We start from the raw sequence: 21,665 nt of genomic DNA, 5'->3' as shown, positions 1-21,665 counted from the left end.
TGGAGGTCTTTGGTTCCAATTAAGCTCGTCTCAAGTCCGTCATTTATTTCAGGACAAGAAACCTATAGTGAAGTATTCAACCCGTTTATATCTATCGGTTCTCGTTCGCTGCTAACCACTTTCTGGCATTCACGAAGGCTTCCATCCATGGCGATACTTCATCGTGGCGTCCTTTCGGATAGTGCGCCCATTGCCATTGCAGGAGCGAACGTTCAATGTGCGGCATCATCACCAGATGGCGGCCTGTTTCATCGCAGATCATGGCGGTGTTGTAGTCAGACCCATTCGGACAGGCTGGATACCCATCGTAGGCGTACTTCGAAACAATCTGGTACTTATCTTCAAGGTGTGGCAAACAGAAGCGGCCCTCTCCATGCGATACCCATACACCCAGCGTGCTACCGGCCAAACTGGAAAGCATGACCGATTTGTTCTCCCGGATGGTGAGTGAAGTGAAGATACTTTCGTGCTTGCCGCTTGCATTGTGCAGCATTTTTGCTGGCTCTTCATGCCCTTTCGTGATAAGGCCTAACTCCACGAACAGCTGGCAGCCGTTGCATATACCTACCGATAAGGTGTCCTCACGGTTAAAGAAGTTCTCCAAAGCTGTTTTCGCTTTCTCGTTGTACATAAAAGCACCTGCCCAACCTTTGGCCGAACCCAGTACATCGGAGTTAGAAAAACCACCCACAGCACCAATAAAGCGGATATCCTCCAAGGTTTCCCTTCCCGAGATCAGGTCGGTCATGTGCACGTCCTTCACATCAAAACCTGCCAGGTACATGGCGTTGGCCATTTCACGCTCCGAGTTACTTCCTTTTTCACGGATGATGGCTGCTTTAATTCTTGGCTTAGAGTCGTCAATAACAGGTTTTTTGCCGTCAAACCCTTCGGGGAAATTGTAGCGCAACTCCTGTTTTTTATAGTTATCAAAACGCTCTTTGGCACTTACCTGGCCGCTTTGCTTGATATCGAGCAGGTAAGAAGTCTTAAACCAGCTATCTCTAAGCTGGGTAATATCGAAACGGTAGTTATCTGCACCGTTTTTAAGTTCAAGGCTTGCAGTAGAGGTGCTGGTGCCTATCTTATGGAAAGGTACATTGTTTGCCTTAAGCGTTTCTTCCACATCTTCGGATGCCTGGAAAACCACGCCGATATTCTCCGCGAAAAGCACTTTGATGCTGTCTTCCTCGCCAAGCGATGATAGGTCTATAGTTGCACCCAGGTTGTTATCCGCAAAGCACATCTCCAGAAGGGTGGTGATCAGACCGCCGCTGCCGATATCATGGCCTGCTGCTATCTTACCTTCTTTAATTAAACCTTGCAGTGTATTGAAGGCATTTTTAAAGAGTGCCGCATCGGTTATATCAGGTGTTTCGTTGCCAATTCTGTTGACGATCTGAGCGAAAGAAGAGCCACCTAGTTTAAAGGCATCATTCGACAGGTTGATATAGTAGATGTTGCCGCCATCGTGCTGCAAAACAGGTTCTACTACCTGGCGTACATTGCTGCAATTTCCGGCCGCTGATATGATGACCGTACCAGGTGCGATTACATCCCCGTCCTTATACTTCTGCTTCATCGAAAGCGAGTCCTTACCCGTCGGGATGTTAATACCCAGAGCAATCGCGAATTCCGAACAGGCTTCAACAGCTTTGTACAAGCGTGCGTCTTCGCCTTCGTTTTTAGAGGCCCACATCCAGTTGGCTGAAAGCGAAACGCTCTTCAAATCATCTTTCATAGGAGCCCAAACGATGTTCGATAATGCCTCACCAATAGCATTACGGCTACCTGCAGCCGGATCGATCAAAGCAGAGATAGGGGCATGGCCAATGGAGGTTGCAACACCTTCTTTGCCCTGGAAGTCCAACGCCATCACTCCGCAGTTGTTGAGCGGCAACTGCAGCGGGCCAGCACACTGCTGCTTCGCCACGCGGCCACCCACGCAACGGTCTACTTTGTTGGTTAACCAATCTTTACAGGCGACAGCCTCTAGCTGCAGTACCTGCTCAAGGTAGGTATGAAGCTCGTTTTTATCATAGGTCAGTTCCGGGTAGTTTCTGACAATGGTCTTGTCGTTCATCACCACTTTAGGGGAGCTGCCGAACATGTCACTTAACTCCAGGTCCATTGGTTTTGCACCCGTTGAGGCTGACTCAAACGTAAAACGATGATCTCCGGTCACGTCACCTACAGTATACATGGGCGCTCGCTCACGTTCTGCAATCTTTTGCAGTGTAGCGATATCATCTTCCCCTATCACCAAGCCCATGCGCTCCTGCGACTCGTTCCCAATGATCTCTTTTGCAGAGAGTGTAGGGTCGCCAACTGGTAACTTGTCTAGGTCTATCTTTCCGCCAGTTTCCTCCACTAACTCCGAAAGGCAGTTTAAGTGACCACCGGCCCCATGGTCATGGATAGAAACGATGGCATTATGCTCGCTTTCCACCATACCCCGGATGGCATTGGCAGCACGTTTCTGCATCTCAGGGTTAGAACGCTGAATCGCATTCAATTCTATACCTGTGCCGTGCTCGCCGGTATCGGCAGAGGAAACGGCGGCGCCTCCCATACCTATGCGGTAGTTTTCACCACCCAGTATAACGATCTTATCTCCCGGCTTTGGTTGTTGTTTTTGAGCCTGACTTGCTTTGCCGTAGCCCACACCGCCAGCCAGCATGATCACTTTATCATAACCCAGTTTTCTAGGCGATTCAACCTCATCCGTTTCTTCGTCATGTTCAAACGTTAGCACAGATCCAGTGATCAAAGGCTGTCCGAATTTATTGCCAAAATCAGTGGCTCCGTTCGAGGCCTTGATCAGGATATCCATTGGTGTTTGGTATAGCCAGTCTCTTTCCTGCGTAGCCTTTTCCCAAGGGCGGTCCTTTTCAAGTCGAGACAGGGCTGTCATGTAAACCGCAGTGCCGGCGAGCGGAAGCGCTCCCTGACCACCTGCCAGCCTGTCTCTGATTTCACCACCAGAACCAGTGGCGGCCCCATTAAAGGGCTCTACTGTCGTCGGGAAATTGTGGGTTTCTGCTTTGATGGATATAACTGATTCGAAGTTACTTACCTGGTAAAAGTCAGGTATGTCGGCACGTTTCGGAGCGAATTGCTGCACTACAGGCCCTTTTACAAAAGCCACGTTGTCTTTGTAGGCCGAAACAATATCGTTTGGATTGGCTTCGGAAGTTTTGCGAATCAATTTGAACAGAGAAACTGGTTTCTCTTCACCGTCAATCACGAATTTACCATTGAAGATCTTATGGCGGCAGTGCTCCGAGTTCACCTGCGAAAACCCGAATACCTCAGAATCGGTCAGTGGTCTGCCTAGCCTTTCAGAAAGCTTATTTAAGTAATCAACCTCTTCCTCGCTAAGCGAAAGCCCTTCCTGCTTGTTGTAAGCGGCAATATCCGTGACTGGCTGTACCGGCTCCGGCTGGATATGAATGTTATAGATATCCTGGTCCAGACTATTATACTTTTGCGAAAGCATAGGGTCAAAGTCCTTGAAATCATCTGCTACGATTTTAAACTCTTCGATCCGGATGATCCCCTCAATACCCATGTTCTGGGTTATCTCCACGGCATTGGTGCTCCAAGGCGTGACCATGGCGGCACGTGGACCAACAAAAAAGCCACTCAGCACAGTTTCCTGTTTTAGAGTGGCGTTGCCAAATAACCATTCAAGTTTCTGAATGTCTGTAGAGGTCAGTTTATCCTGGCTTTGCAGGGCGTAAACCGTATCAGGTTGAGTAAAAAAGAAGTGAAGCATGCTTGTTTTTATTTCAAGCCATAAAGTTACGGTTTAAAATTTAAATACAGGAAAGATCACGGGTAGATAATGTTCTATAATTAAACCTTAAGGCTTAGGGTGGGTCAAAGTGCTTGTCATCGCACCTAAACTAACCTTAAATGTTGAATAAAGTGGCAATAATCGCCATCATCAGTCTCTTGTTTTCCTTAGTCGCGTGTACGAAGGAGACCCCTGTTGGCCCAACTGCCGATGGAAAACCTAATGTAGTGTTGATCATTGCCGATGATATGGGCTGGGACGCTTTCGGGAAGTACCCCGGCACAAACGGGCTGAAGGCTAAGACACCCGTACTGGATTCGTTGGCACAAAGCGGCATTACCTTTCCTAATTTGTGGGTAAACCCGGAGTGCTCTCCTACACGAGCCAGCATTTTTACGGGTAAGTATGGCTTTCGCACCGGCGTTGGCTCGGCTATTGGTGGTAACACAGGAGGGCTGAACGCCTCGGAAACGCTGCTGCAGAAATTCATCAATGATAAAACAGGCAACCAGTATGCTACGGCTGTCATCGGTAAATGGCACATGAGCAACAACACCCAGTTAGCTGCTCCTGAACAATTTGGTGTTGATTATTATTCGGGGATTTTCACGGGCACAGTGCCCAGCTATTTTAACTGGACAAAAACCTCCAACGGCCAACAAACCACGGTTACCACCTACGCAACTACTTACTTTGTAGACGATGCCACGCGATGGGTGAAAGCGCAGCAGCAGCCATGGTTTTTGACCTTAGCCCTGAACGCGCCCCATACTCCTTTTCACCGCCCACCCTTACACCTGATATCCGATAAAACGCTTGCCGATGATGCCGCCTCCATCAACAGCAACAAGCTTCCATACTATCTGGCAGCCATCGAGGCCATGGATACGGAGTTGGGCAGGTTCTTTCGTAGCCTTACCGAGGAGCAGAAAAGCAACACGCTTATCATCTTTATTGGCGACAATGGCACAGGCGCGCAGGTGGTGCAGGCACCCTATACCTCTTATACCGCCAAGGGCTCTTTGTGGCAGGGAGGTATAAACGCACCCATGATCGTGAGTGGGTATGGCGTTGACCGCCAAAACACAACAGAGCATGCACTTGTAAACGGAACAGACCTTTATGCCACGATTGCATATGTAGCCGGTGCCGGTGTAAACCAGATTCATGATGGCTACTCGCTCCAATCCTTGTTTAGCGAGCCAGTTGCGCCTCAAAGGAAATATGCGTACAGCGAGCTTTTTGGTACGGGCGACGGAAGAGAGGGCTGGACCATGCGCGATAGCAGGTATAAACTCATTCACTTGGCTAACGGAAACGAGTATTTCTATGACCTAAGTGTCGATCCATTTGAAACAGCAAATCTTTTGTCTGCCGCCCTAACATCAGAGGCAAGCGCAGCGCTAAGTGCCATTCGGGCTGAGAAACTGCAACTTCAATGATGACCAATGAACCCTTTCAAGAACACCATGCTATTCCTGAATATTTTTATGCTGCTCTTCATCATGTCCTGTAAAGAGAGCGCTGATTTTGCACCCATCAATGAAGAAGTACCTGAGGTGTATAAAAAGGTATATGGCGCAAGCAGCATTACAACGGACGGTACCTATGTCATCATTAAAACAACCGGCGCCCCCGATCACAAGAGCGTGTATTACCCCAGCACAAGCAGCCTGTACGAGAATTTCAGCGGCAGCACGACGTATGCTGGCACCACGTATACCTTCCGGAAGAACCCGAACACTATCGGTTCTTTTAACTATACCTTCAAAATACCCTTGCACCCTGAAGTTGCCGCTACGTATGCAGCCACGCCCCTGGGCGCTATCGGAGTTTCTTTAAATGGTGTGCCTTTTTACAACCAGTATGCCGGGCCTAACCAACCTTTGACAAACGAGTTTCAGAGTTTCGACCAATATTCGGGGCATCCAACAGGCAACAACAACTATCATTACCACCTCGAGCCGATCTACCTTACCACGGTTAAAGCCACCAAATCATCGCTGCTAGGCTTTTTACTGGATGGTTTTCCGGTGTACGGCCCTGTAGAGAACGGAGCGGCGGTTACCAATGCCATGCTGGATGCCTACCACGGCCATACCCACGCCACTGAAGATTACCCTAGCGGTACATACCATTACCATATCACCGATGCAGATCCTTACATCAACGGAAGCGGTTTCTATGGCAGGCCGGGCACGGTTACGCAATAGCGTTATGGCCCTGCTCTTAGCTGTTCTAGTTTGGGGATGCACGCAGCACCCGCTAGAAAACTTGGCTAAGAGCCCCACGGTGTTACTGGACAAAAACGCGACACCGCTACGCCTTGACAACGGGCTGCTACTAGTAAAAGGAAAGCCTTTCAGCGGGAAGCTGTATACCCTTTTTGAATCCTCAACGGATACGGCTGAATTCATCAGCTACCAAAACGGAAAAGAGCATGGGGAGTGGAAGAAGTTTTATCCGTCCGGGCAACTCAGGGAGAGGCGCTTTTTTGAACAGGGCCAGAAAACCGGTGAGTACATTGCTTGGTGGGAGAACGGAAAGAAGCAGCTGCATTATTTTTTCGAGGAGGATGAGTATGAGGGAGCTTGCAAGGAGTGGAACGAGGATGGCCGGTTGGTGAAGGCTATGCATTACAAGAATGGCCATGAAGAAGGCCCTCAGCAATTATGGTATGACAACGGAAAGATCAGAGCAAACTATGTTATTCAAAATGGCAGGCGGTATGGCTTGTTGGGCACCAAAAACTGCGTTAATGTATCGGATAGCGTCTTTAGCCTATAGCCTGCTGCTGTGTGCCCTGTTGTTTTCCTGCTCACCACAAGAGAAAGCCAAGGCGCTGCCCTACTACAATACCCCAGACTTTACCCCGCAGTTCCTGGCAAGCGCGGACGAAGCAGCCCAAAAAATTGAGCACGTCATCAGCCCCTTTTCTCTCACCAACCAGCACGGCCAGACCATCACCGAGCAAACCATACGTCGCCAATTTCATCTTCACCAACTGCGGGAGCATTTGCCCAGTGATGACGCAGCACATGAAACTAGTGCAGGAAAAGTATGGCAACAACTCTGATGTTGTCATACTATCGTATAGCGTAACACCCTGGATCGATACGGTTAGCCGGTTGAATGACTACGCTGAGGCGAACGGTATAAACTCCCCCAACTGGCATTTGCTTACAGGAAGCAGATCGGAGATCTATACCCTTGCCCGAACGTCATACTTTGCCGAAGAAGATTTGGGATTTACGAAAGACAGTACGGAGTTCCTGCACACGGAGTATGTTTTGCTGATCGACCAATCCAAAAGGATACGCGGGATTTACAATGGCACGCTTCAGCTCGAGATGGAACAGATGATGGAGGACATCGGCACATTACTGAACTAGGCCAGCCTGTCCAACTCTCGCTACACGCAAGTAAAGAGATGGCGTTTCTGTTATAATTTCGATCAATCTTTGTATGAATCATCAAATCCTCTCCTCCAGTTTGATTTAGAAGCTCTCAAAATCCCATTAAATTTGTATACTTAGTCTCTCCTTCTAAGCAAAAAAAGCAAGGCTATATATTTAATGACAAGCAAAGCGGAATTCGAGGCTATTTACAGCGAATACAAAGGCCTTGTCTTCAATGTTTGCCTGCATTACGTTTTGAACAGAGAAGATGCCCAGGACCTGGCCCAGGAAGTTTTCGTGAAGGTCTATCATCACCTGGATCAATACAAGTCGGAGACCGCTTCCCTGAAAACCTGGATTTACCGTATCGCCATCAACCAGTCGCTCGACTTCCTGAAAGCGAAAAAGAGGAAAAAGCGGTTCGGGTTTATTTCTTCGCTTTTCCACCCTGAATCCGATGAATTGACACACGATGTGGCCAAGGTCAGCCACCCCGGTGTGCCCTTGGAAGAGCAGGAGAGCATGGAGGAGCTTTTGCGGATCATTTACGCCTTGCCCGAAAAGCAGAAAACAGCCATCATTTTAGCGAAGATCGAGGATAGGCCGCAAAAGGAAGTGGCCGAGATCATGGACACCAGCGTAAAGGCCGTGGAGTCGCTGCTGCAGCGTGCCAAGCAGGCAATCGAGAAAAAACTGAAAGACAGCGAAGGATTCTAAGCTATAGGTCGTACTAACTATTTTAAATGCTATGGACATCGACAAGAAACTGGATTCATTGAAGAGGATACAACCCGTGGATCCGCCCCCGTTTTTGTATACCCGCATTCTGGCACGCATTGAGTCGCCTGGCAGCCTCCCGGCACCTTTTGCCTGGAGATGGGCTTTTGCTGCGGTATTTATCCTGCTGCTTTCGCTTAACTTTTCTGTCCTACTCAAGACTTCCGATAAGCCAGCCAGCCCGGGTATAGAGGAAGTGGTTTACGCAATGGATTTAACTACTACAAACGACTTCTACCGTGAGTAAATTAAGGTTACTAAGTATAGCTGCGATAGGTTTATTAGTAATGAACCTTTTCCTGGTCGGATTTTTACTTTTTCGTCAAAGCCCGCACCCGGCAGGAGGGCGGCCCCCTTTTGCGCAGGTAGGGCCCAAGCACAGAATCATTGAGCAGTTACACTTTGATGAGATACAAGTGCAAATATATGAGGAGCTCATTGACGAGCACAAAAGGACTATCCAGGAATTGAATGATAAGGTAAGGGAGACGAAAAGCGAACTTTATCTAACATTGGCCCAGGAAAACACCAGCTCCAAAGATTCACTTATTAAGGAGTTGGGGAGCTTGCAGCAAAAGATCGAAACTGTGCACTACAACCATTTTATTGCTATCAAGAATCTTTGCAAGCCTGACCAACTAGGGTACTTCGAGACCTTGACAACCAAGCTCGCGGATTATTTTGACCTGGCAAGATCAGCTCCCAGACGACCCGAATAGCTACTTGTCACGACTCAGAGCAGCCATCAAAAATTAAATTTAAAAAAATAGTGGGTCGGCCGAAGGATTGATTTGAAAAGGTAGTATTCATCTCTATAACAAATTATATACTGATGAAAAACCTCCGTAAACCCTTTGCCCTGACACTTGGCATAAGCGCTCTGGCTGTTGGCCTACTTGTCTCCTGCGACACCTACGACAACGATGAAGCAGCACCCACCACAACCGCTTCGGCTGGAACTGTTTCGATAGCCAATGCCATCAGTTCGAATTTCAAAAGCGCGGTCACCGTTACGGTGGGCACAAACAGTATCGTGCTGAAATCAAACGGAGTTCCGGACCATGTGAGTCCTTATTGGGGAAGCGGTCACGCTTTATATGAGGCACCCACGCTGGAAGGGCATACAGTAAACCCGGGCACTATTCGGGAGCAGACTTTTGTGATGACGATCCCCATATTTCCGGCAGAGGCAGCGTCCAAAGAGGCAACTTCGCTTGGGCCGATAGGTATGGCGCTGAATGGCGTGGCGATCTACAACGATCGGGAGGGCGGCAATGTTCCGGTGGATGCCAATACCCTTAAATCGTTTGACAGGAGCGGGGCACATAGCGGTCCGGGCGGTGCATACCACTATCACTTCAACGGCGATTTTACCTCCCTCGACGATGCCAAACTGATCGGGTTTTTAAGAGACGGTTTTCCCATTTACGGTCGTAAAGACAATGACGGCACCTATCCCTCAAACCTCGATACCAACGGTGGGCATACGGGCGTGACGGCTGATTTCTCAACGCCAATCTATCATTACCACACCTCGAATGTCAGCTACCTGAACTCGCGGTTTTATGTTCTAAAGGCAGGCAGTTACAATGGCACAAAAGGCACCTTCACGTTTTAGCGTTTTCCCATACAGTCTGTTTCTCGTTCTGTTGTTTTGCGTGAGCTGCGCAGAGGATGATAAAGAAGAGATTGCTGTTGTTTTTGAGGAAGTGGATACCACTGAAATTCCTGCGGATACCGTTGCTGCCGTTGCACCGGAGCTGGCTCTGAAAAACGGGGTTTACTTTTACCATGATAAGCCCTTTTCAGGGTTTATCGTGGAGAAGTATGAAAGCGGCGTCTTGAAATCTGTCGGCTCTTATTACCAGGGTATGCAACATGGCCTCACCAAAACCTATTATCCCAATGGCAACCAGAAAGACATCAGAAGCTACCGGGAGAATGTGGGCTATGGCCGGCATTATGGCTACTGGGAGAACGGAAACATGCGGTTCGATTTCACTTATTACCACGATAAGCGCGAAGGACTTCAGAAGCAGTGGTATGAAAGCGGCAGCCCCTACGCCTTCCTGAACTTTAAAAACGACCAGGAGCACGGAATGCAACAGGCCTGGCGCGAAAACGGGAAACCATACATCAACTACGAAGCAAGGGACGGCTTTCGGTACGGCCTGCAAAAATCCGCTCTGTGCTATACCTTAAAAGATGAGGCAGTAAAACTGACAGTGCTGAAATAAGCTAAATAAATCAAAGGCTCGCTTATACTTTAAATAAAACAGTTACGCCAAATTTCAAAAGGCAACTCCTTAAGCCCGGTTGCAATCGAGGCTCAAAATTATACTTATTATAAAATGTCCTATCAGATGAATCGTTTCATTATCCTCTTGTTTGCCCTTGCGTTGTTCTCCTGTCAAAAATCAGGTAGAGTACTTCCATACTATGATTCAGCTGACTTCACGCCGAGATGGGAATTGCCAGCAGATAATGAGTTTCATCAGATCCGAGCGTTTAGCCTGATCAACCAGGAAAACCAGGAATTTACTGAGGCCGACATGGATGGTAAGATAAGCGTGGTGGATTTTTTCTTTACCTCTTGCCCAGGCATTTGCCCAAAGCTAACCAGCAGCATGACCGATTTGCAGCGGGAGTTTTTAGACAACGACGACATTCTGCTGCTCTCGCACAGCGTAACCCCGGACTACGACAATGCCGCTGTTTTGAAAGAATACGCCAGCAACCATGGCGTAAATTTTAAAAGGTGGAAACTGTTGACAGGGGACCGTAGCGAGATTTATGACCTGGGCAGGAAATATTATTTTGTGGAGGAAGACGAGGGTTTAGCCAAAGACGAAGAGGTGTTTTTGCATACCGAGAACTTTGTACTCGTCGACAAGAAAAGGCATATCCGGGGTATTTACAACGGCCTCGACCCCAATAGTATACAATCCCTGATAGCAGATATAAAGGAGCTGGAAAAGGAGTGATCTGTTTCCAAAACAGGCGCAGCTGAATGAGGCTTTAATCTATGAGTATAATCTTTCCGCAACTATGTCTTGAAGTGATGACATGAGCTATAAATTTGGATTAACCTTAAGATAAATCGGGTAGGTTTAAAACATTTTGGTTTTGCAGATGTAGTACAAGTATCCTAAAAAGACTATACAATGCTGCGGAATCTACTGCTTGTCCTTATCCTGTTGCCCTTCTTTTGTCAGGCCCAAAACGGTGGCATTACTGGCACTGTGCGGGACGCAAACACGCAGCAGCCACTCATTGGGGTTACGCTACAGTTGGGTGACGGCACGCTTGGCACGGCTACTAACGAGAGCGGCGTGTATCGCCTGGACAACATACCTGTGGGCAGTTATACGGTGCAAACGTCCTATCTGGGGTATGAGCCGCAGGTTAAGTATAACATCAACGTGACAGCAGGCAACCTACAGATCATCAATTTTGAGTTGCGTCCCGCCAGCAGCAAGCTAAAGGAAGTGGAGGTAGTGGCGAACCGGCGGCAAAGCGCCGCCGTGGCGGATCTGATCACGCCGCTTTCGGTGCAGAGCCTGACCACGGAGGAAATCCGCAGCAACCCCGGCGGTAATTTCGATATATCCAAGGTGGTGCAGGTATTGCCCGGTGTTGCCACAAGCGGTTCAGGTGGCCGTAACGACCTGATCATTCGGGGAGGCGCGCCCAGTGAAAATGTCTATTATTTGGACGGCATTGAGATTCCGTTGATCAACCACTTTACTACGCAGGGGAGTGCGGGCGGGGCCACCGGTATCCTGAACGTGTCTTTTATCGAAGACCTGAAAGTAAGTTCTTCGGCCTTTGATGCACGCTACGACAATGCGCTGGCTTCGGTGTTCGAGTTTCGGCAGCGCTACGGCAACCCGGAGCGCTTCTCAGGAAACGTCCGCCTGAGCGGGTCGGAGTTCGCGACTACCCTGGAGGGTCCTGTCGGAGCGAAAACCACGTACCTGATCTCAGCCCGGAGGTCCTACCTGCAGTTCCTCTTCAAACTTCTGGACCTGCCCATCCGCCCGAATTACTGGGATTTCCAGTATAAAATAGACCATCGGCTGAGCGAGAAAACGTCGCTATCCTTTATTGGCGTGGGTGCCATCGACGAGTTCTCCTTTGGCGTGCCGCGCAACAGCACCCCTGAGAACGAGTATATCCTGCGCTCCATTCCCTTGAATAACCAGTGGAATTATACCGTAGGGGTAGGCTTGAAAAGGTTGATTAATGACGGCTACGTGAACCTGGCCCTAAGCCGCAATGCGTTTAACATCGACCTCAAAAAATATGAGGCAACCGAGGCGGGAGAGGACAGGCCGCTGACACTTAACTCAAATTCACGCGAAACCGAGAACAAGCTCCGGCTGGACGTCAATAAGTATAAAAGCGGGTTTAAATATGCCTATGGTCTGTCAGGGCAGTACGTACAGTTCACAAACGATATTTTCAGCGTGATCCGGAAGGAGCTGCGCGATGAGCAGAACAACCTGGTGCAGCCGGGGGTTACGGTGAATTACGATACCAACCTGGACTTTTGGAGGTATGGCCTGTTCGGGCAGGTTTCAAAAGCAGTGTTGGACAATAAACTTGGCCTCTCGCTGGGTATCCGGACCGACATGAACTCTTTCACCGAGGAGGGGGCAAATCCGCTGAAAACACTTTCGCCGCGTTTGGCCATTTCATACCTGCTTAACGATAGGTGGACAATAAATGCCTCCTCCGGTATCTACTATAAGCTGCCGACTTATACTGTGCTGGGCTACCAGGAAAACAGCGACTACCTGAATAAGTCCGCTGAGTATATTCGCTCTGTGCATTACGTGCTGGGTACGGAATTTTTGCCGAGGCAGGACCTACGCTTTACGCTGGAGGGATTTTATAAGGACTACAGCAACTATCCGGTGTCGGTGCGCGACGGCATTTCGCTGGCAAACCAGGGCGGTGACTTTGGCTCTATCGGCAACGAGGAGGTTATCACAAACGGCAAAGGCAGGGCGTACGGGGCAGAGTTCTACTTACAGAAAAAGCTGACTGGCACCGTATTCTCGGTGCTGTCTTATACCTATGTGGTCAGTGAGTTTGCCGGAGCAGATAACAAGTATATTTCCAGCGCCTGGGATTACCGTCACCTGGTATCCGGGTTGCTGGGCAAGAAACTGCCCCGAAACTGGGAACTGGGAGTGAAATACAGGTATGCCGGCGGAGCACCTGCTACCCCGTTCGACCTGGAGGCCTCCCAAAGAAACTATGCCTCGCTGGGGGTGGGTATACTCGACTACAGCAGGCTAAACACGGAGCGTTTGCGTCCCTTCAGTCAGCTTGATGTTCGGATAGACAAAAAATGGAACTTCAACCGCATCACGCTCGACCTGTTCTTGGACGTAGCCAACGTGCTGGCCAACAAAACGCCGGGCTTTGACCGCTATACCTTTGAGCGGAACACCGAAAACACAGGCTTCGCCACCACCGACGGGCAGGATCTGCGCCTGGACGGAAGCAATGCCATTCCGGTTATCCTGAAGGATAACAGTGGAAACCTGGTGCCTACACTTGGGTTTATCGTGGAATTTTAAGCATATGCGTGGGTAGTGCTAATTTAACTGCTAGCTATAGCCATTAGGCAATGTTAAAACGCTTGCTGTACCACACCGGCTAACTCAGCTGAATTTTTTAAGCTTGCGAGGTGCGAAGTGTTTTGGCGGAAAAAGAAAAAGGGAAAAGCAATCTGAATGATCACTTTTCCCTTTTCGAGTAGTCCGTAGGGGAATCGAACATTATCCATAATGATTTAGCTGCTCTAGACGCTTTTTATCAAGTATTTAATGTGAACGATACCGTTTAAAAATGACTCCATCTTGATCCTTGTTTTGAAGCACTCATCATACTTTTAAGCATTTGCTTTCTACTACGTATTGTAAAGAATTCAAATTATACACCATAAAGATAAACGTATATGTGCTTAGGTTTGCTTGCTAATTCTGGTATTAGTTCAAGACGGTTTTTGACAGGTTTGAAAGGGTTCTGCCCAGAATCAATAGCATGCTTTGCTTTCAATAATGGAGCAAATCGCGTATCTGAATTCACCCTCCACACCTTTTCATTGTGCCTAAAATAAGCAAATGGACTCCTGTTGCCTCCAACTCCTCCATCCAACCGCTGCCAATCAGGATTTTCTTTTTTGAGGGGGAGAACTGCTTTATCTATCAAATCAACAAATGAGTCATATATCTTCATAAAGAATGCTTGTTTCTAATGATTAGATTAAAAAAATATGAGAACTGGATTTCTGTTTCAGACTTAGGAAATGCTTCCTGTTTTGCTAACATGATTTAATAAGATTTGCACGTGCCATCCATGTTTACAGGTACAACGAGCTGTAGTTTGACCTTGTCACCTAATCCTTCGTCCAACTCTTAGCCAAATAAGATTTCGTCCTTGAGGCCCAAAAGTGCTTAAACACTTTCTGTCATTACTTCCAACTCATCCATTTCCAGCTCGGGCATAGTGCCTGAAGTAATGTTCATTAGCAGGTTAAGTGAACCCGCTCTTAAGCAAGAAGGCATAAAGGGTATAGATGTAGCGTTGCGAACAAGTTTCACCGCTCTGTCTTTTCCTGACTCTTCTGCAACACCAGCTAACACAACTCCCGTATCCAGCAAGATGTACTTCAAATCTTCAAAGTCTACTGAACACGTGTATGGATTCTTCTCAGTGCTTATGCTGCTCAGAAATTCAATTACCTCAGCTACTGTTTCTGCCGGGCTGGTGAAGTTAGCTTTATTTGACAGGACAATGGTAGAATCTACTATCTTGGAAAGGATTTTTAGAACAGCTACTAGCTGACCACCTTCACAATAGGAAGGCTCATGCAAAGGAGCTGCTATGACTGCCACAGTAAAGTTACCTTTGGCTTGACTTGAGAGTGTATAGAGGGAATTGAGATCGGGGTATTCCTCCACGTCTATGATATAGAGGGAAATATCCTTCTGATCTGCTTTCTCTACGGGCATCTCAATAGGCTCGTCTATTGTACTTCCTTTTGAGATGCCCGATGAGCCTGTAAACAGGTCCAAGGATTTCTGCCCTGCATTGTACCAGTATAAATCGATGGTGTTATTAGATATAGTATGTAATTTTCCCAGGAAATCAAGCCCAAAACACCCAAAGCCTGTAGTGGTTAATGATATGCTCATAAATAATTTTATCTGGAGTAACCAATCTCATCGAGGAATTCACTTAACCTGATCAAAGCGGTTTTTTCATAAATTCCCCTGTTATTGAGGAAGTTGATAGGGCACGGTTCTCCGGTTATTTTTAGCTTTCCCAGATCGGGGTGAATGATCTGCTGTGATGGGTTTGCAGCTAAAGTACTGTATATTCTCTTACCTGCCATGGTCAGCTTGATGTGCGCATCAAAGTTGCGTTTTCTTGCAGTCGTCTGAGGCGTTTCTATGTACTCCTCTAAACCCATTTCCTTGATCGCCTTGGCCACCACATCTATTATCCCCTGTCTCAGGTCTCGTTTTGTGATTCTGGATTCTACGGTTGGCTGGTCTGCTATTCTGTTATCATGTATCATATTGCTTGGTTTAAGGTCAGATAGTTCTTGTATGTCTTTTTTGGGTATACTGGTGACTTCCGATGAGGTGGTACCTAGCAGGGAGTTTATCTTATCGACTATAAAACGCTCGACCTCCGTAAATGCAGCACTCGGGTTTGAGTTTGATCCTTGGCTGTAGGTATTCAAATATATTCCACCTTGATGGGAGCGCCAGATGGAGTAATGCCTCATGACTGGCTTGTTGCCCGCCATGGGATGTTGAATGCCGAACTGGCTAAAATTGAGTGGACTCACCGAAAGTTCCAAGGTAAAACCTAACACTTGAAATAGATCCTGACAATCTTTGCCGACAGATATAATGAAGGGTAACAGGGAGTTTTTTGCTATCTCCTCAGCCGGGCCTAGAACATAGTTTGTCATGTATTCTCTCAGGGGCTCTATATCATTCGGTCTAAGCTTAAAGCTCTTTGAATGCCAAGGACATATTTCAAGGGCGAAGGGGAGAAGCCCGGGTTGGCCAGGTTTAGCTATGTGAGTAACATGCGAAGACAAACCGTCTACCCATTCTTTTCTTCTCAGCCACCAGGCACCCCCAGGATTGTTTCTGTAATCCGCCAGGTAAGGGAATGGCTTTGCAAAGGCATGGTAATCTTCATGGGCCTTTCCCCTTAACATAAAGCTCCCACTAGGATAATGCTGGAGTTCTGCCATTACAGGGCCGGGATTATAATTCAAGATTACGGCAGAGTTACGGTCAGGATCACCAAAATAAGGCTCGGGAAGTGCAAGTGGATCAAAGTCAATATGCCTCAAGTCTTTGAAAAGATTTTCTTCGCTATTGAATTGACCTTCAGGGTCTTTTGCCCAATTTTGGACATAGTAATTCCAGTAAGCTTTAAGCTCGTTTATTTTCAGGTTTGCCATATTGTGGATTTTTACAAATTTAAGCAAAATAAGTGCAAAATAGTATAGTTGGATAATAGAAAGTTTATACTAATATTGTATTTTTTTAAAAATTCAACTTACTGATTTACAGGAGTTTATAGCAGGGGGTTATAGTCGTTTGGAGAATGAAGAGGCTAAATTGAAAAAATATTTTAGCAGCGTTGATTTTGTAGGAGTTTTAGCTACTACAGATGCTGGAAATCGAACAGATTGCCACCACTAAGTATGTAAGGAAATACACAAGAACATATAAGAGGTCATGCCATCGATTGAGATGTTGCCTTATTTCTTAGTGCATACTTTTATGAAGTAATACTGATCAAGCTTTATTGTAGAGACTAGTTATAGTTTGGGGTATTGGGTGAACACCAAATATTAGTTCTAATTAACTCAAATTGCGATTAAACACATTTATTGATGGTGTAAGCAAAGAGGAAGAGAACAATCTTTAGCAGAAACCCTTACGGGTCACGGCGTGGATCGTGCGGGGAAAGGCCGCCTCTATCTCGCTGAAAGTTGTCTCTATTCTCTTCCTCATCACCGTTTTTATGAAGTCCATTGCCGGGCTGTCCTTTCGCCTGCTGTTGCTTTTCCGCTGGGTAAGCAGGCTGATCTGCTCGCACTCGGCCAGCAGGTCCTCCACCTCATAGTTGGTGTAGGCGCTGTCCCCGTACAGGCTGCTTTCCGGCGGCAGGTCCAAGGGCATGGCCTGCAGGACCTTGCCATCGTGCACGCTTCCCGCCACGATAAAGTAACTCACCGGCAGGCCCCCGGCAGTTGTGACGACCTCCACCTTGAACCCGTAGAAATACTCCCTTTTAGGAGTGTTGTAGCCCCTGTAGGCCTCACCCTCCAGCAACCTGCACCGGTTAATGCGAATATTGCGGCACACGGCCACCGGGAAGCTGTCGATGACATACTCGCTTGCGGTGTTGAGCTGCTTGAGGCAGTCCCCCAAGGCCAGAAAGATGGCCGCAATCGTTTCGCCCAGCCGGTGCAGCATCCGGTTGAAGTTACTCTTGTGCGGCATCGGGCACTTGTGGTGCTGCTGCATATAGCTGCTGGCCACTTCCAGGTTGCCGCCGAAGTAGCGGGCCGACACTAGGGCCGTCGTGATTATTTCCGCATCGCTGACTTTGCGCTTGGCCGACGCTTTTTTGCCCGCTATTTGCAGGTAATCGTCAATAAAACAGTAAATTGCAATAGTGAAGTCATTCATGGCAAGTAAGGAGTTAAATGTGGTTACTTTTTCCTTAACAAGCCTGAGTGACTTCATCGTTTACAAGCCAATACTAAATCGCAACTTGAGTTAATTAGGTAAACAGCTTTTACTCTGTCCCTTTTAGCCATCTCATAAATCAGATCAGGAATTTATTTTATGAGATGAGTAGGAGAGACACCCTCTAAAGTATGAAAAGAGTAATGTTGGCACTTTTTGCCATGGTTACCTCTTCTCAGATAGAGGGGAGATATCCTAAAATAAAAAGACTCTCCAGCTGATACAAGAGCATGTTTTGAGGGACGCTTGAGATACGAACAGAGGAGTCACAAGCGGGAGGAAATTGCATTAGCGTCCGAATAGTGTCCGAGGGGCATAAAAAAAGCCTCTCAGGATTAACTAAGAGGCTTTTCGAGTAGTCCGTAGGGGAATCGAACCCCTGTTGCCAGAATGAAAATCTGGAGTCCTAACCCCTAGACGAACGGACCGTGCTACTGTATTGCGGGTGCAAATATACGAGCTGATTTTTTTGGTGCAAAACATTTTTTATTTTTTTTAAAGTATCAGCTTCCGAGACGCTTCATCAGCCCTTCAAAACGGACAGGTATTTCTTAAACTTAGTGCTATCTTGTGCGTTTAACCTTATTCATAAAAAAGCATTAAGAAACTATGTCGAAAAGAGCATACTATACAGGGGTAACACCTGAGGTTTACAACGAACTCAAAACCAAACTGCAATCCATGGGCCTGACACTGCAGGGCGATAGCGGCAGCATCAGCGAGAAAGGCGTGAAAGCTAATTACAACTATAATCCGGAAGTGCAGTCACTTGAGATCAATGATCTGTCTGTGGGTTTTCCGGCCAGCATGATGATCAACGAAGATAGCCTGGTCCAGCGCATGGACGAAATGATTTCACAATATGGCGGACGTTCTGAGGGCTAGGGCATATCCTGATACAGAGATTACCGTATAAGAAAACCATTCAAATATATACATAACCGAAACTGAAAATATAACTATGGAAAACGATAACAAGGGCAACCAGTCAGCCGGTAACGGCGGTCAGAGCCAGGGCAAAAAGCAGGCAGGCGGCAGCGCGAGTGCCTTGAAGCTTTTGCAGCCGCATGATATGTCGAAAACCGTTGAATCCGCCATGCACGTGTTTCAGGGCAAACACGATAAACTACCAGAGCTCCTGCACGATGTAGGGAAACTGGTATTGCAGGGTGCCCGCCGTATGTCCACCACCCAGCTCATCCTGACGGCAGGCGCTGTGACTCTTGGAGCAGTGCTGGTTGCCAAATACGTTTCAGAAGGCGATTTCGACTTTGAAGAATAGCCATTCGCCTAACCGAGAAAAGAAAGACCCTTTGCTTTAAAAGCGAAGGGTCTTTCTTTTATACCTGACCTTCTTTATTTGTGGTATAGCTTTTGTAACAGCTCATCTATATAGAACTTCACTATATTAACGTTATAACACTTGTTCATCTTAAATAACCCTTTTTATGAAAAAACTATCTTTTATTGCCATGTTCCTTTTACTGGCAGGCCTCCTGCAGGCACAAGCCCAGCAACAAGTTCTTCCTCCGCTTATTAGTGTAAACGGGGTAGGAGAGGTTAAGCTGCAGCCGGATGAAGTGGTTATCAATCTGGGTGTGGAAATGCGGGAGAAAACATTGGACCAGGCCCGTAAGCAAGCAGACAACAAAGCTGCCGCCATCATTGCCTATCTGCGCAAACAGGGCGTTGACGCCAGAGACATCCAGACTTCCTACATGAATTTGCAGCCAATCTACATGAGCGGAGAATTTGGCAAGGCTTCTCCTGATTTCTACATGGCGCAGAAAAACATGGTGATCGTGATTAAGAAGCTGAACAAGTTTGATGAGTTACTCTCCGGGCTTTACGACAATGGCGTAAACCGGATAGACGGTATTCATTTCCGGGTGTCGGATCTGGAGAAGCATAAAGTGGAGGCCCGCAAACGTGCCGTTGCTGACGCCAAACAGAAAGCCAATGCACTCACCTCTGAACTGGGTGCCAAAGTAGGGAAGGTATACTCTATTCACGAAAGCACGATGGGGAATGGTCCTCGTCCGGTCTATGCCAAGTCTGCCATGATGATGGAGGCTGATATGGCGCAGGGAGGTGGGCCTTCGATAGCCGGTGGCGAAGTGGTAGTGACCTCCAATGTAAGCGTGAGTTTTGTGATTGAGCAGTAGAACTCAGGTATAGCAACAAAAGAGGCCCGCTATTTTAGGTATAGCGGGCCTTTGTCTTTAATTCATTTTCTGATAGCGCTCCATATGCTGGAAGTTAGACTGGGCATCGAGCAGAAAGCTGATCGGTTGCGGTGGGTTTGCCAGGATTTCTTTTTCCCGGATGCTCCATGGTTTCAGCATTTCTTCGAGCATGTGGGCATAGGCGCTCATTTCCCAGGGGTTGAAGATCTCGTTGGTTACATCATCGATGATGGTGTCCAATGTGAGGTGGGTATCTTCCGGTTTGAGAGGACGCTCGAAATACTCCGGCACCACGTTGAAGATATAGGCCGCATAGAAAACACGGGCTTTAAACTCGGCCACCTGAATCGGGTGGAGCTGCTCTTGCTTCGTCAGATGGTATAGTTTCCCGAGCGCCTTCCGGATTATGCCATTGTCCAGCAAGGTGCATACAATCGCTACCGAACCCAGTTTAATGCTGAAAGCCATGGTCGTCAGTTCGTCCTGGTACTCAAATGGCAAGTCATCTTCTGTTGGGCTCACTTCCAGTAAAAATAGTGAACAAGGTATAAAATCTGAGAAAACCATCGGCACCCGCATGGACTGCAGCACTTTGAAGAACTCCCTGAACTTACCCAGCATTTTGGGGTTTTCGCTGACCGGATTTTGTGGCATAATGAGCGGGTCGGCTTCTTTTATAAGTTCCGTCACGAGCGTACCATAATACATCTTGCCAATCCAATGGAACAGCTTTTCCTCCTCCAACGCCTGCAGCCCGGCTATACCTTGCGAGGCCGCCTGGGCTACTTCCTCCTCCAAAGGTATAACATGCTGGGTATGGCAGGTGTCGCAGCAGGGGATGGTAAGCTCGCCGAAAGTGGTTACGCTCTTGTCTAACAGCAGCAGTTCCTTGTCCCGCAGCTTATACCTGTCCTGAAGCCAGGACGCGAAAACAGGCGTGCGATTTTCGGGTGAGGTATGGGCGCCGCACAGAAAGCAGTGGCTGTCGCTGAACTGCATTTTCTGGAATGGGTCGTATAGGGTAAGGTTGGTCATGTTGAGATGCATTATGACCGCAAAGATAAAAAAACGCCAGGGATATACCGGCTTGGGGAAGGTATAGCGCTTTATAGAAAACAAGAAAAGTTAACAGCAAGCCTGTAAGCCGGGTTCTGTCGTCGGGCCGAAGCCCTACGTCTTATCATTTATCTAGGCCTGCACTCACGCACAGGCTCCATCGACCTACCCACTGACATCGGACGAGCAGCCCTTAGCCCCGCCGAAGCGGAGCGCTGCCAGCCTATTTGGTCTTTCAACTCCTAAGGTTTACCCAGCCGGACTGGTCACCCAGCCGCTGGTGCGCTCTTACCGCACCTTTTCACCCTTACCCTTTTTCAGTTTCAGTTAGCAGTAAACAGTTGTCAGAAACCTGATCCCTGTTTATTGTTCCCTGTAAACTGTTAAGGGCGGTTATTTTCTGTGGCACTGGCTGTAGCCTTTCCGTCTCCCGAAAGGCCCCTTCCCGTTAGGAAGTAGGATGCTCTGCGTTGCCCGGACTTTCCTCCCCTCCAGGCGGAGCGGCGATAAGACGGCTTGCTGTTAAGCTTTCTATACCTGCAAAGGTATGATTAATTGTTGATGGTTTAATTGTTAAATTGTTGTAAGAGTGGAATGGTTCCGATTTAAGTGTCTCTGTATTGGCGCCGGGTCGACAGTTACTCAA

General features: G+C 47.8%; 20 protein-coding genes, 1 tRNA gene, 1 other RNA gene and 1 pseudogene. 15 read left to right on the top strand and 8 right to left on the bottom strand.

Features of this window, described 5'->3' with window-relative positions; all coding sequences use genetic code 11:
• Positions 1-91: 91 nt before the first annotated feature.
• Entirely contained in the window at positions 92-3,778 is a 3,687-nt protein-coding gene (purL, locus tag H9Q13_RS10970) for a phosphoribosylformylglycinamidine synthase (RefSeq protein WP_191183841.1), read from the bottom strand.
• A gap of 140 nt (positions 3,779-3,918) precedes the next feature.
• Here purL and H9Q13_RS10965 point away from each other — a divergent pair, with 140 nt between their 5' ends.
• The 12 genes from H9Q13_RS10965 to H9Q13_RS10915 all read left to right on the top strand — a co-directional run bounded on the left by H9Q13_RS10965 (position 3,919) and on the right by H9Q13_RS10915 (position 13,565).
• Positions 3,919-5,241, top strand: a complete 1,323-nt coding sequence (locus H9Q13_RS10965) for a sulfatase-like hydrolase/transferase (RefSeq protein ID WP_224744227.1) — start codon at positions 3,919-3,921, stop codon at positions 5,239-5,241.
• A 63-nt stretch (positions 5,242-5,304) separates the two neighbouring features.
• On the top strand, positions 5,305-6,012 hold the full coding sequence (locus H9Q13_RS10960; RefSeq protein ID WP_394367980.1) for a YHYH protein: 708 nt from the start codon (positions 5,305-5,307) through the stop codon (positions 6,010-6,012).
• Between the two features lie 61 nt (positions 6,013-6,073).
• Positions 6,074-6,586: a toxin-antitoxin system YwqK family antitoxin gene (locus H9Q13_RS10955; protein WP_191183839.1), complete on the top strand. Its 513-nt coding sequence runs from the start codon at positions 6,074-6,076 to the stop codon at positions 6,584-6,586.
• A complete protein-coding gene (locus tag H9Q13_RS18205) occupies positions 6,558-6,875 on the top strand; it encodes a hypothetical protein (RefSeq protein ID WP_317173894.1) in 318 nt (105 codons plus the stop codon). The genes H9Q13_RS10955 and H9Q13_RS18205 overlap by 29 nt, the downstream gene beginning before the upstream one ends.
• Positions 6,826-7,191 (top strand): SCO family protein, encoded by a 366-nt coding sequence (locus H9Q13_RS18200; RefSeq protein ID WP_317173893.1) that lies wholly within the window; start codon positions 6,826-6,828, stop codon positions 7,189-7,191. The genes H9Q13_RS18205 and H9Q13_RS18200 overlap by 50 nt, the downstream gene beginning before the upstream one ends.
• A gap of 183 nt (positions 7,192-7,374) precedes the next feature.
• Positions 7,375-7,914 carry an RNA polymerase sigma factor gene (locus H9Q13_RS10945; protein WP_191183838.1) on the top strand — a complete coding sequence of 180 codons (540 nt, stop codon included), beginning with the start codon at positions 7,375-7,377 and terminating at the stop codon, positions 7,912-7,914.
• A gap of 31 nt (positions 7,915-7,945) precedes the next feature.
• Complete coding sequence (locus H9Q13_RS10940; protein ID WP_191183837.1) at positions 7,946-8,221, top strand: hypothetical protein; 276 nt, start codon at positions 7,946-7,948, stop codon at positions 8,219-8,221.
• 40 nt (positions 8,222-8,261) lie between these two features.
• Entirely contained in the window at positions 8,262-8,693 is a 432-nt protein-coding gene (locus tag H9Q13_RS10935) for a periplasmic heavy metal sensor (protein ID WP_191183836.1), read from the top strand.
• Positions 8,694-8,806: 113 nt separating this feature from the next.
• The gene (locus H9Q13_RS10930; protein WP_191183835.1) at positions 8,807-9,592 is read left to right on the top strand and encodes a YHYH protein; all 786 of its coding nucleotides are present in this window, start codon (positions 8,807-8,809) and stop codon (positions 9,590-9,592) included.
• Positions 9,564-10,211 carry a toxin-antitoxin system YwqK family antitoxin gene (locus H9Q13_RS10925; RefSeq protein WP_191183834.1) on the top strand — a complete coding sequence of 216 codons (648 nt, stop codon included), beginning with the start codon at positions 9,564-9,566 and terminating at the stop codon, positions 10,209-10,211. The genes H9Q13_RS10930 and H9Q13_RS10925 overlap by 29 nt, the downstream gene beginning before the upstream one ends.
• Positions 10,212-10,337: 126 nt before the next feature.
• Positions 10,338-10,958 (top strand): SCO family protein, encoded by a 621-nt coding sequence (locus H9Q13_RS10920; protein ID WP_191183833.1) that lies wholly within the window; start codon positions 10,338-10,340, stop codon positions 10,956-10,958.
• Positions 10,959-11,138: 180 nt separating this feature from the next.
• Positions 11,139-13,565, top strand: a complete 2,427-nt coding sequence (locus tag H9Q13_RS10915) for a TonB-dependent receptor (protein WP_191183832.1) — start codon at positions 11,139-11,141, stop codon at positions 13,563-13,565.
• Between the two features lie 355 nt (positions 13,566-13,920).
• Here H9Q13_RS10915 and H9Q13_RS10910 read toward each other — a convergent pair whose 3' ends face one another.
• The 5 genes and pseudogenes from H9Q13_RS10910 to H9Q13_RS10890 all read right to left on the bottom strand — a co-directional run bounded on the left by H9Q13_RS10910 (position 13,921) and on the right by H9Q13_RS10890 (position 18,205).
• On the bottom strand, positions 13,921-14,226 hold the full coding sequence (locus H9Q13_RS10910) for a hypothetical protein (RefSeq protein ID WP_191183831.1): 306 nt from the start codon (positions 14,224-14,226) through the stop codon (positions 13,921-13,923).
• A gap of 218 nt (positions 14,227-14,444) precedes the next feature.
• Positions 14,445-15,185 carry an FtsZ/tubulin family protein gene (locus tag H9Q13_RS10905; RefSeq protein ID WP_191183830.1) on the bottom strand — a complete coding sequence of 247 codons (741 nt, stop codon included), beginning with the start codon at positions 15,183-15,185 and terminating at the stop codon, positions 14,445-14,447.
• Between the two features lie 8 nt (positions 15,186-15,193).
• On the bottom strand, positions 15,194-16,477 hold the full coding sequence (locus H9Q13_RS10900) for a hypothetical protein (protein WP_191183829.1): 1,284 nt from the start codon (positions 16,475-16,477) through the stop codon (positions 15,194-15,196).
• 422 nt (positions 16,478-16,899) lie between these two features.
• Positions 16,900-17,717, bottom strand: a pseudogene (locus H9Q13_RS10895) (IS982 family transposase).
• A 416-nt stretch (positions 17,718-18,133) separates the two neighbouring features.
• Positions 18,134-18,205 (bottom strand) — tRNA-Glu (locus H9Q13_RS10890).
• A 181-nt stretch (positions 18,206-18,386) separates the two neighbouring features.
• Here H9Q13_RS10890 and H9Q13_RS10885 point away from each other — a divergent pair.
• The 3 genes from H9Q13_RS10885 to H9Q13_RS10875 all read left to right on the top strand — a co-directional run bounded on the left by H9Q13_RS10885 (position 18,387) and on the right by H9Q13_RS10875 (position 19,942).
• Positions 18,387-18,662 carry a hypothetical protein gene (locus tag H9Q13_RS10885; protein ID WP_191183827.1) on the top strand — a complete coding sequence of 92 codons (276 nt, stop codon included), beginning with the start codon at positions 18,387-18,389 and terminating at the stop codon, positions 18,660-18,662.
• 76 nt (positions 18,663-18,738) lie between these two features.
• Positions 18,739-19,059, top strand: coding sequence for a hypothetical protein (locus H9Q13_RS10880; protein WP_191183826.1), 321 nt, complete (start codon positions 18,739-18,741; stop codon positions 19,057-19,059).
• A gap of 166 nt (positions 19,060-19,225) precedes the next feature.
• Complete coding sequence (locus H9Q13_RS10875; protein ID WP_191183825.1) at positions 19,226-19,942, top strand: SIMPL domain-containing protein; 717 nt, start codon at positions 19,226-19,228, stop codon at positions 19,940-19,942.
• A gap of 57 nt (positions 19,943-19,999) precedes the next feature.
• Here the strand turns inward: H9Q13_RS10875 and H9Q13_RS10870 are convergent, their stop codons facing one another.
• Both H9Q13_RS10870 and rnpB read right to left on the bottom strand, forming a co-directional pair.
• Complete coding sequence (locus H9Q13_RS10870) at positions 20,000-20,998, bottom strand: hypothetical protein (protein ID WP_224744226.1); 999 nt, start codon at positions 20,996-20,998, stop codon at positions 20,000-20,002.
• Positions 20,999-21,087: 89 nt separating this feature from the next.
• An RNA gene (rnpB, locus tag H9Q13_RS10865) (RNase P RNA component class A) lies at positions 21,088-21,542 on the bottom strand.
• Positions 21,543-21,665: the final 123 nt, after the last annotated feature.

This window comes from Pontibacter aquaedesilientis (assembly GCF_014773225.1).
Taxonomy (GTDB): Bacteria; Bacteroidota; Bacteroidia; order Cytophagales; family Hymenobacteraceae; genus Pontibacter; species Pontibacter aquaedesilientis.
This window is presented reverse-complemented; position numbering and strand designations above follow the sequence as displayed.

Excerpts from the sequence above, each read along its gene's own strand:
- H9Q13_RS18200 (WP_317173893.1), top strand. The coding sequence starts at position 6,826 with ATGACGCAGCACATGAAACTAGTGCAGGAAAAGTATGGCAACAACTCT.
- H9Q13_RS10935 (WP_191183836.1), top strand. The coding sequence starts at position 8,262 with ATGAACCTTTTCCTGGTCGGATTTTTACTTTTTCGTCAAAGCCCGCAC.
- H9Q13_RS10960 (WP_394367980.1), top strand. The coding sequence starts at position 5,305 with ATGTCCTGTAAAGAGAGCGCTGATTTTGCACCCATCAATGAAGAAGTA.
- H9Q13_RS10910 (WP_191183831.1), bottom strand. The coding sequence starts at position 14,226 with ATGAAGATATATGACTCATTTGTTGATTTGATAGATAAAGCAGTTCTC.
- H9Q13_RS10885 (WP_191183827.1), top strand. The coding sequence starts at position 18,387 with ATGTCGAAAAGAGCATACTATACAGGGGTAACACCTGAGGTTTACAAC.
- H9Q13_RS18205 (WP_317173894.1), top strand. The coding sequence starts at position 6,558 with ATGTATCGGATAGCGTCTTTAGCCTATAGCCTGCTGCTGTGTGCCCTG.
- purL (WP_191183841.1), bottom strand. The coding sequence starts at position 3,778 with ATGCTTCACTTCTTTTTTACTCAACCTGATACGGTTTACGCCCTGCAA.
- H9Q13_RS10965 (WP_224744227.1), top strand. The coding sequence starts at position 3,919 with ATGTTGAATAAAGTGGCAATAATCGCCATCATCAGTCTCTTGTTTTCC.
- H9Q13_RS10875 (WP_191183825.1), top strand. The coding sequence starts at position 19,226 with ATGAAAAAACTATCTTTTATTGCCATGTTCCTTTTACTGGCAGGCCTC.
- H9Q13_RS10925 (WP_191183834.1), top strand. The coding sequence starts at position 9,564 with ATGGCACAAAAGGCACCTTCACGTTTTAGCGTTTTCCCATACAGTCTG.
- H9Q13_RS10900 (WP_191183829.1), bottom strand. The coding sequence starts at position 16,477 with ATGGCAAACCTGAAAATAAACGAGCTTAAAGCTTACTGGAATTACTAT.
- H9Q13_RS10920 (WP_191183833.1), top strand. The coding sequence starts at position 10,338 with ATGAATCGTTTCATTATCCTCTTGTTTGCCCTTGCGTTGTTCTCCTGT.
- H9Q13_RS10915 (WP_191183832.1), top strand. The coding sequence starts at position 11,139 with ATGCTGCGGAATCTACTGCTTGTCCTTATCCTGTTGCCCTTCTTTTGT.
- H9Q13_RS10930 (WP_191183835.1), top strand. The coding sequence starts at position 8,807 with ATGAAAAACCTCCGTAAACCCTTTGCCCTGACACTTGGCATAAGCGCT.
- H9Q13_RS10905 (WP_191183830.1), bottom strand. The coding sequence starts at position 15,185 with ATGAGCATATCATTAACCACTACAGGCTTTGGGTGTTTTGGGCTTGAT.
- H9Q13_RS10880 (WP_191183826.1), top strand. The coding sequence starts at position 18,739 with ATGGAAAACGATAACAAGGGCAACCAGTCAGCCGGTAACGGCGGTCAG.
- H9Q13_RS10870 (WP_224744226.1), bottom strand. The coding sequence starts at position 20,998 with ATGACCAACCTTACCCTATACGACCCATTCCAGAAAATGCAGTTCAGC.
- H9Q13_RS10940 (WP_191183837.1), top strand. The coding sequence starts at position 7,946 with ATGGACATCGACAAGAAACTGGATTCATTGAAGAGGATACAACCCGTG.
- H9Q13_RS10945 (WP_191183838.1), top strand. The coding sequence starts at position 7,375 with ATGACAAGCAAAGCGGAATTCGAGGCTATTTACAGCGAATACAAAGGC.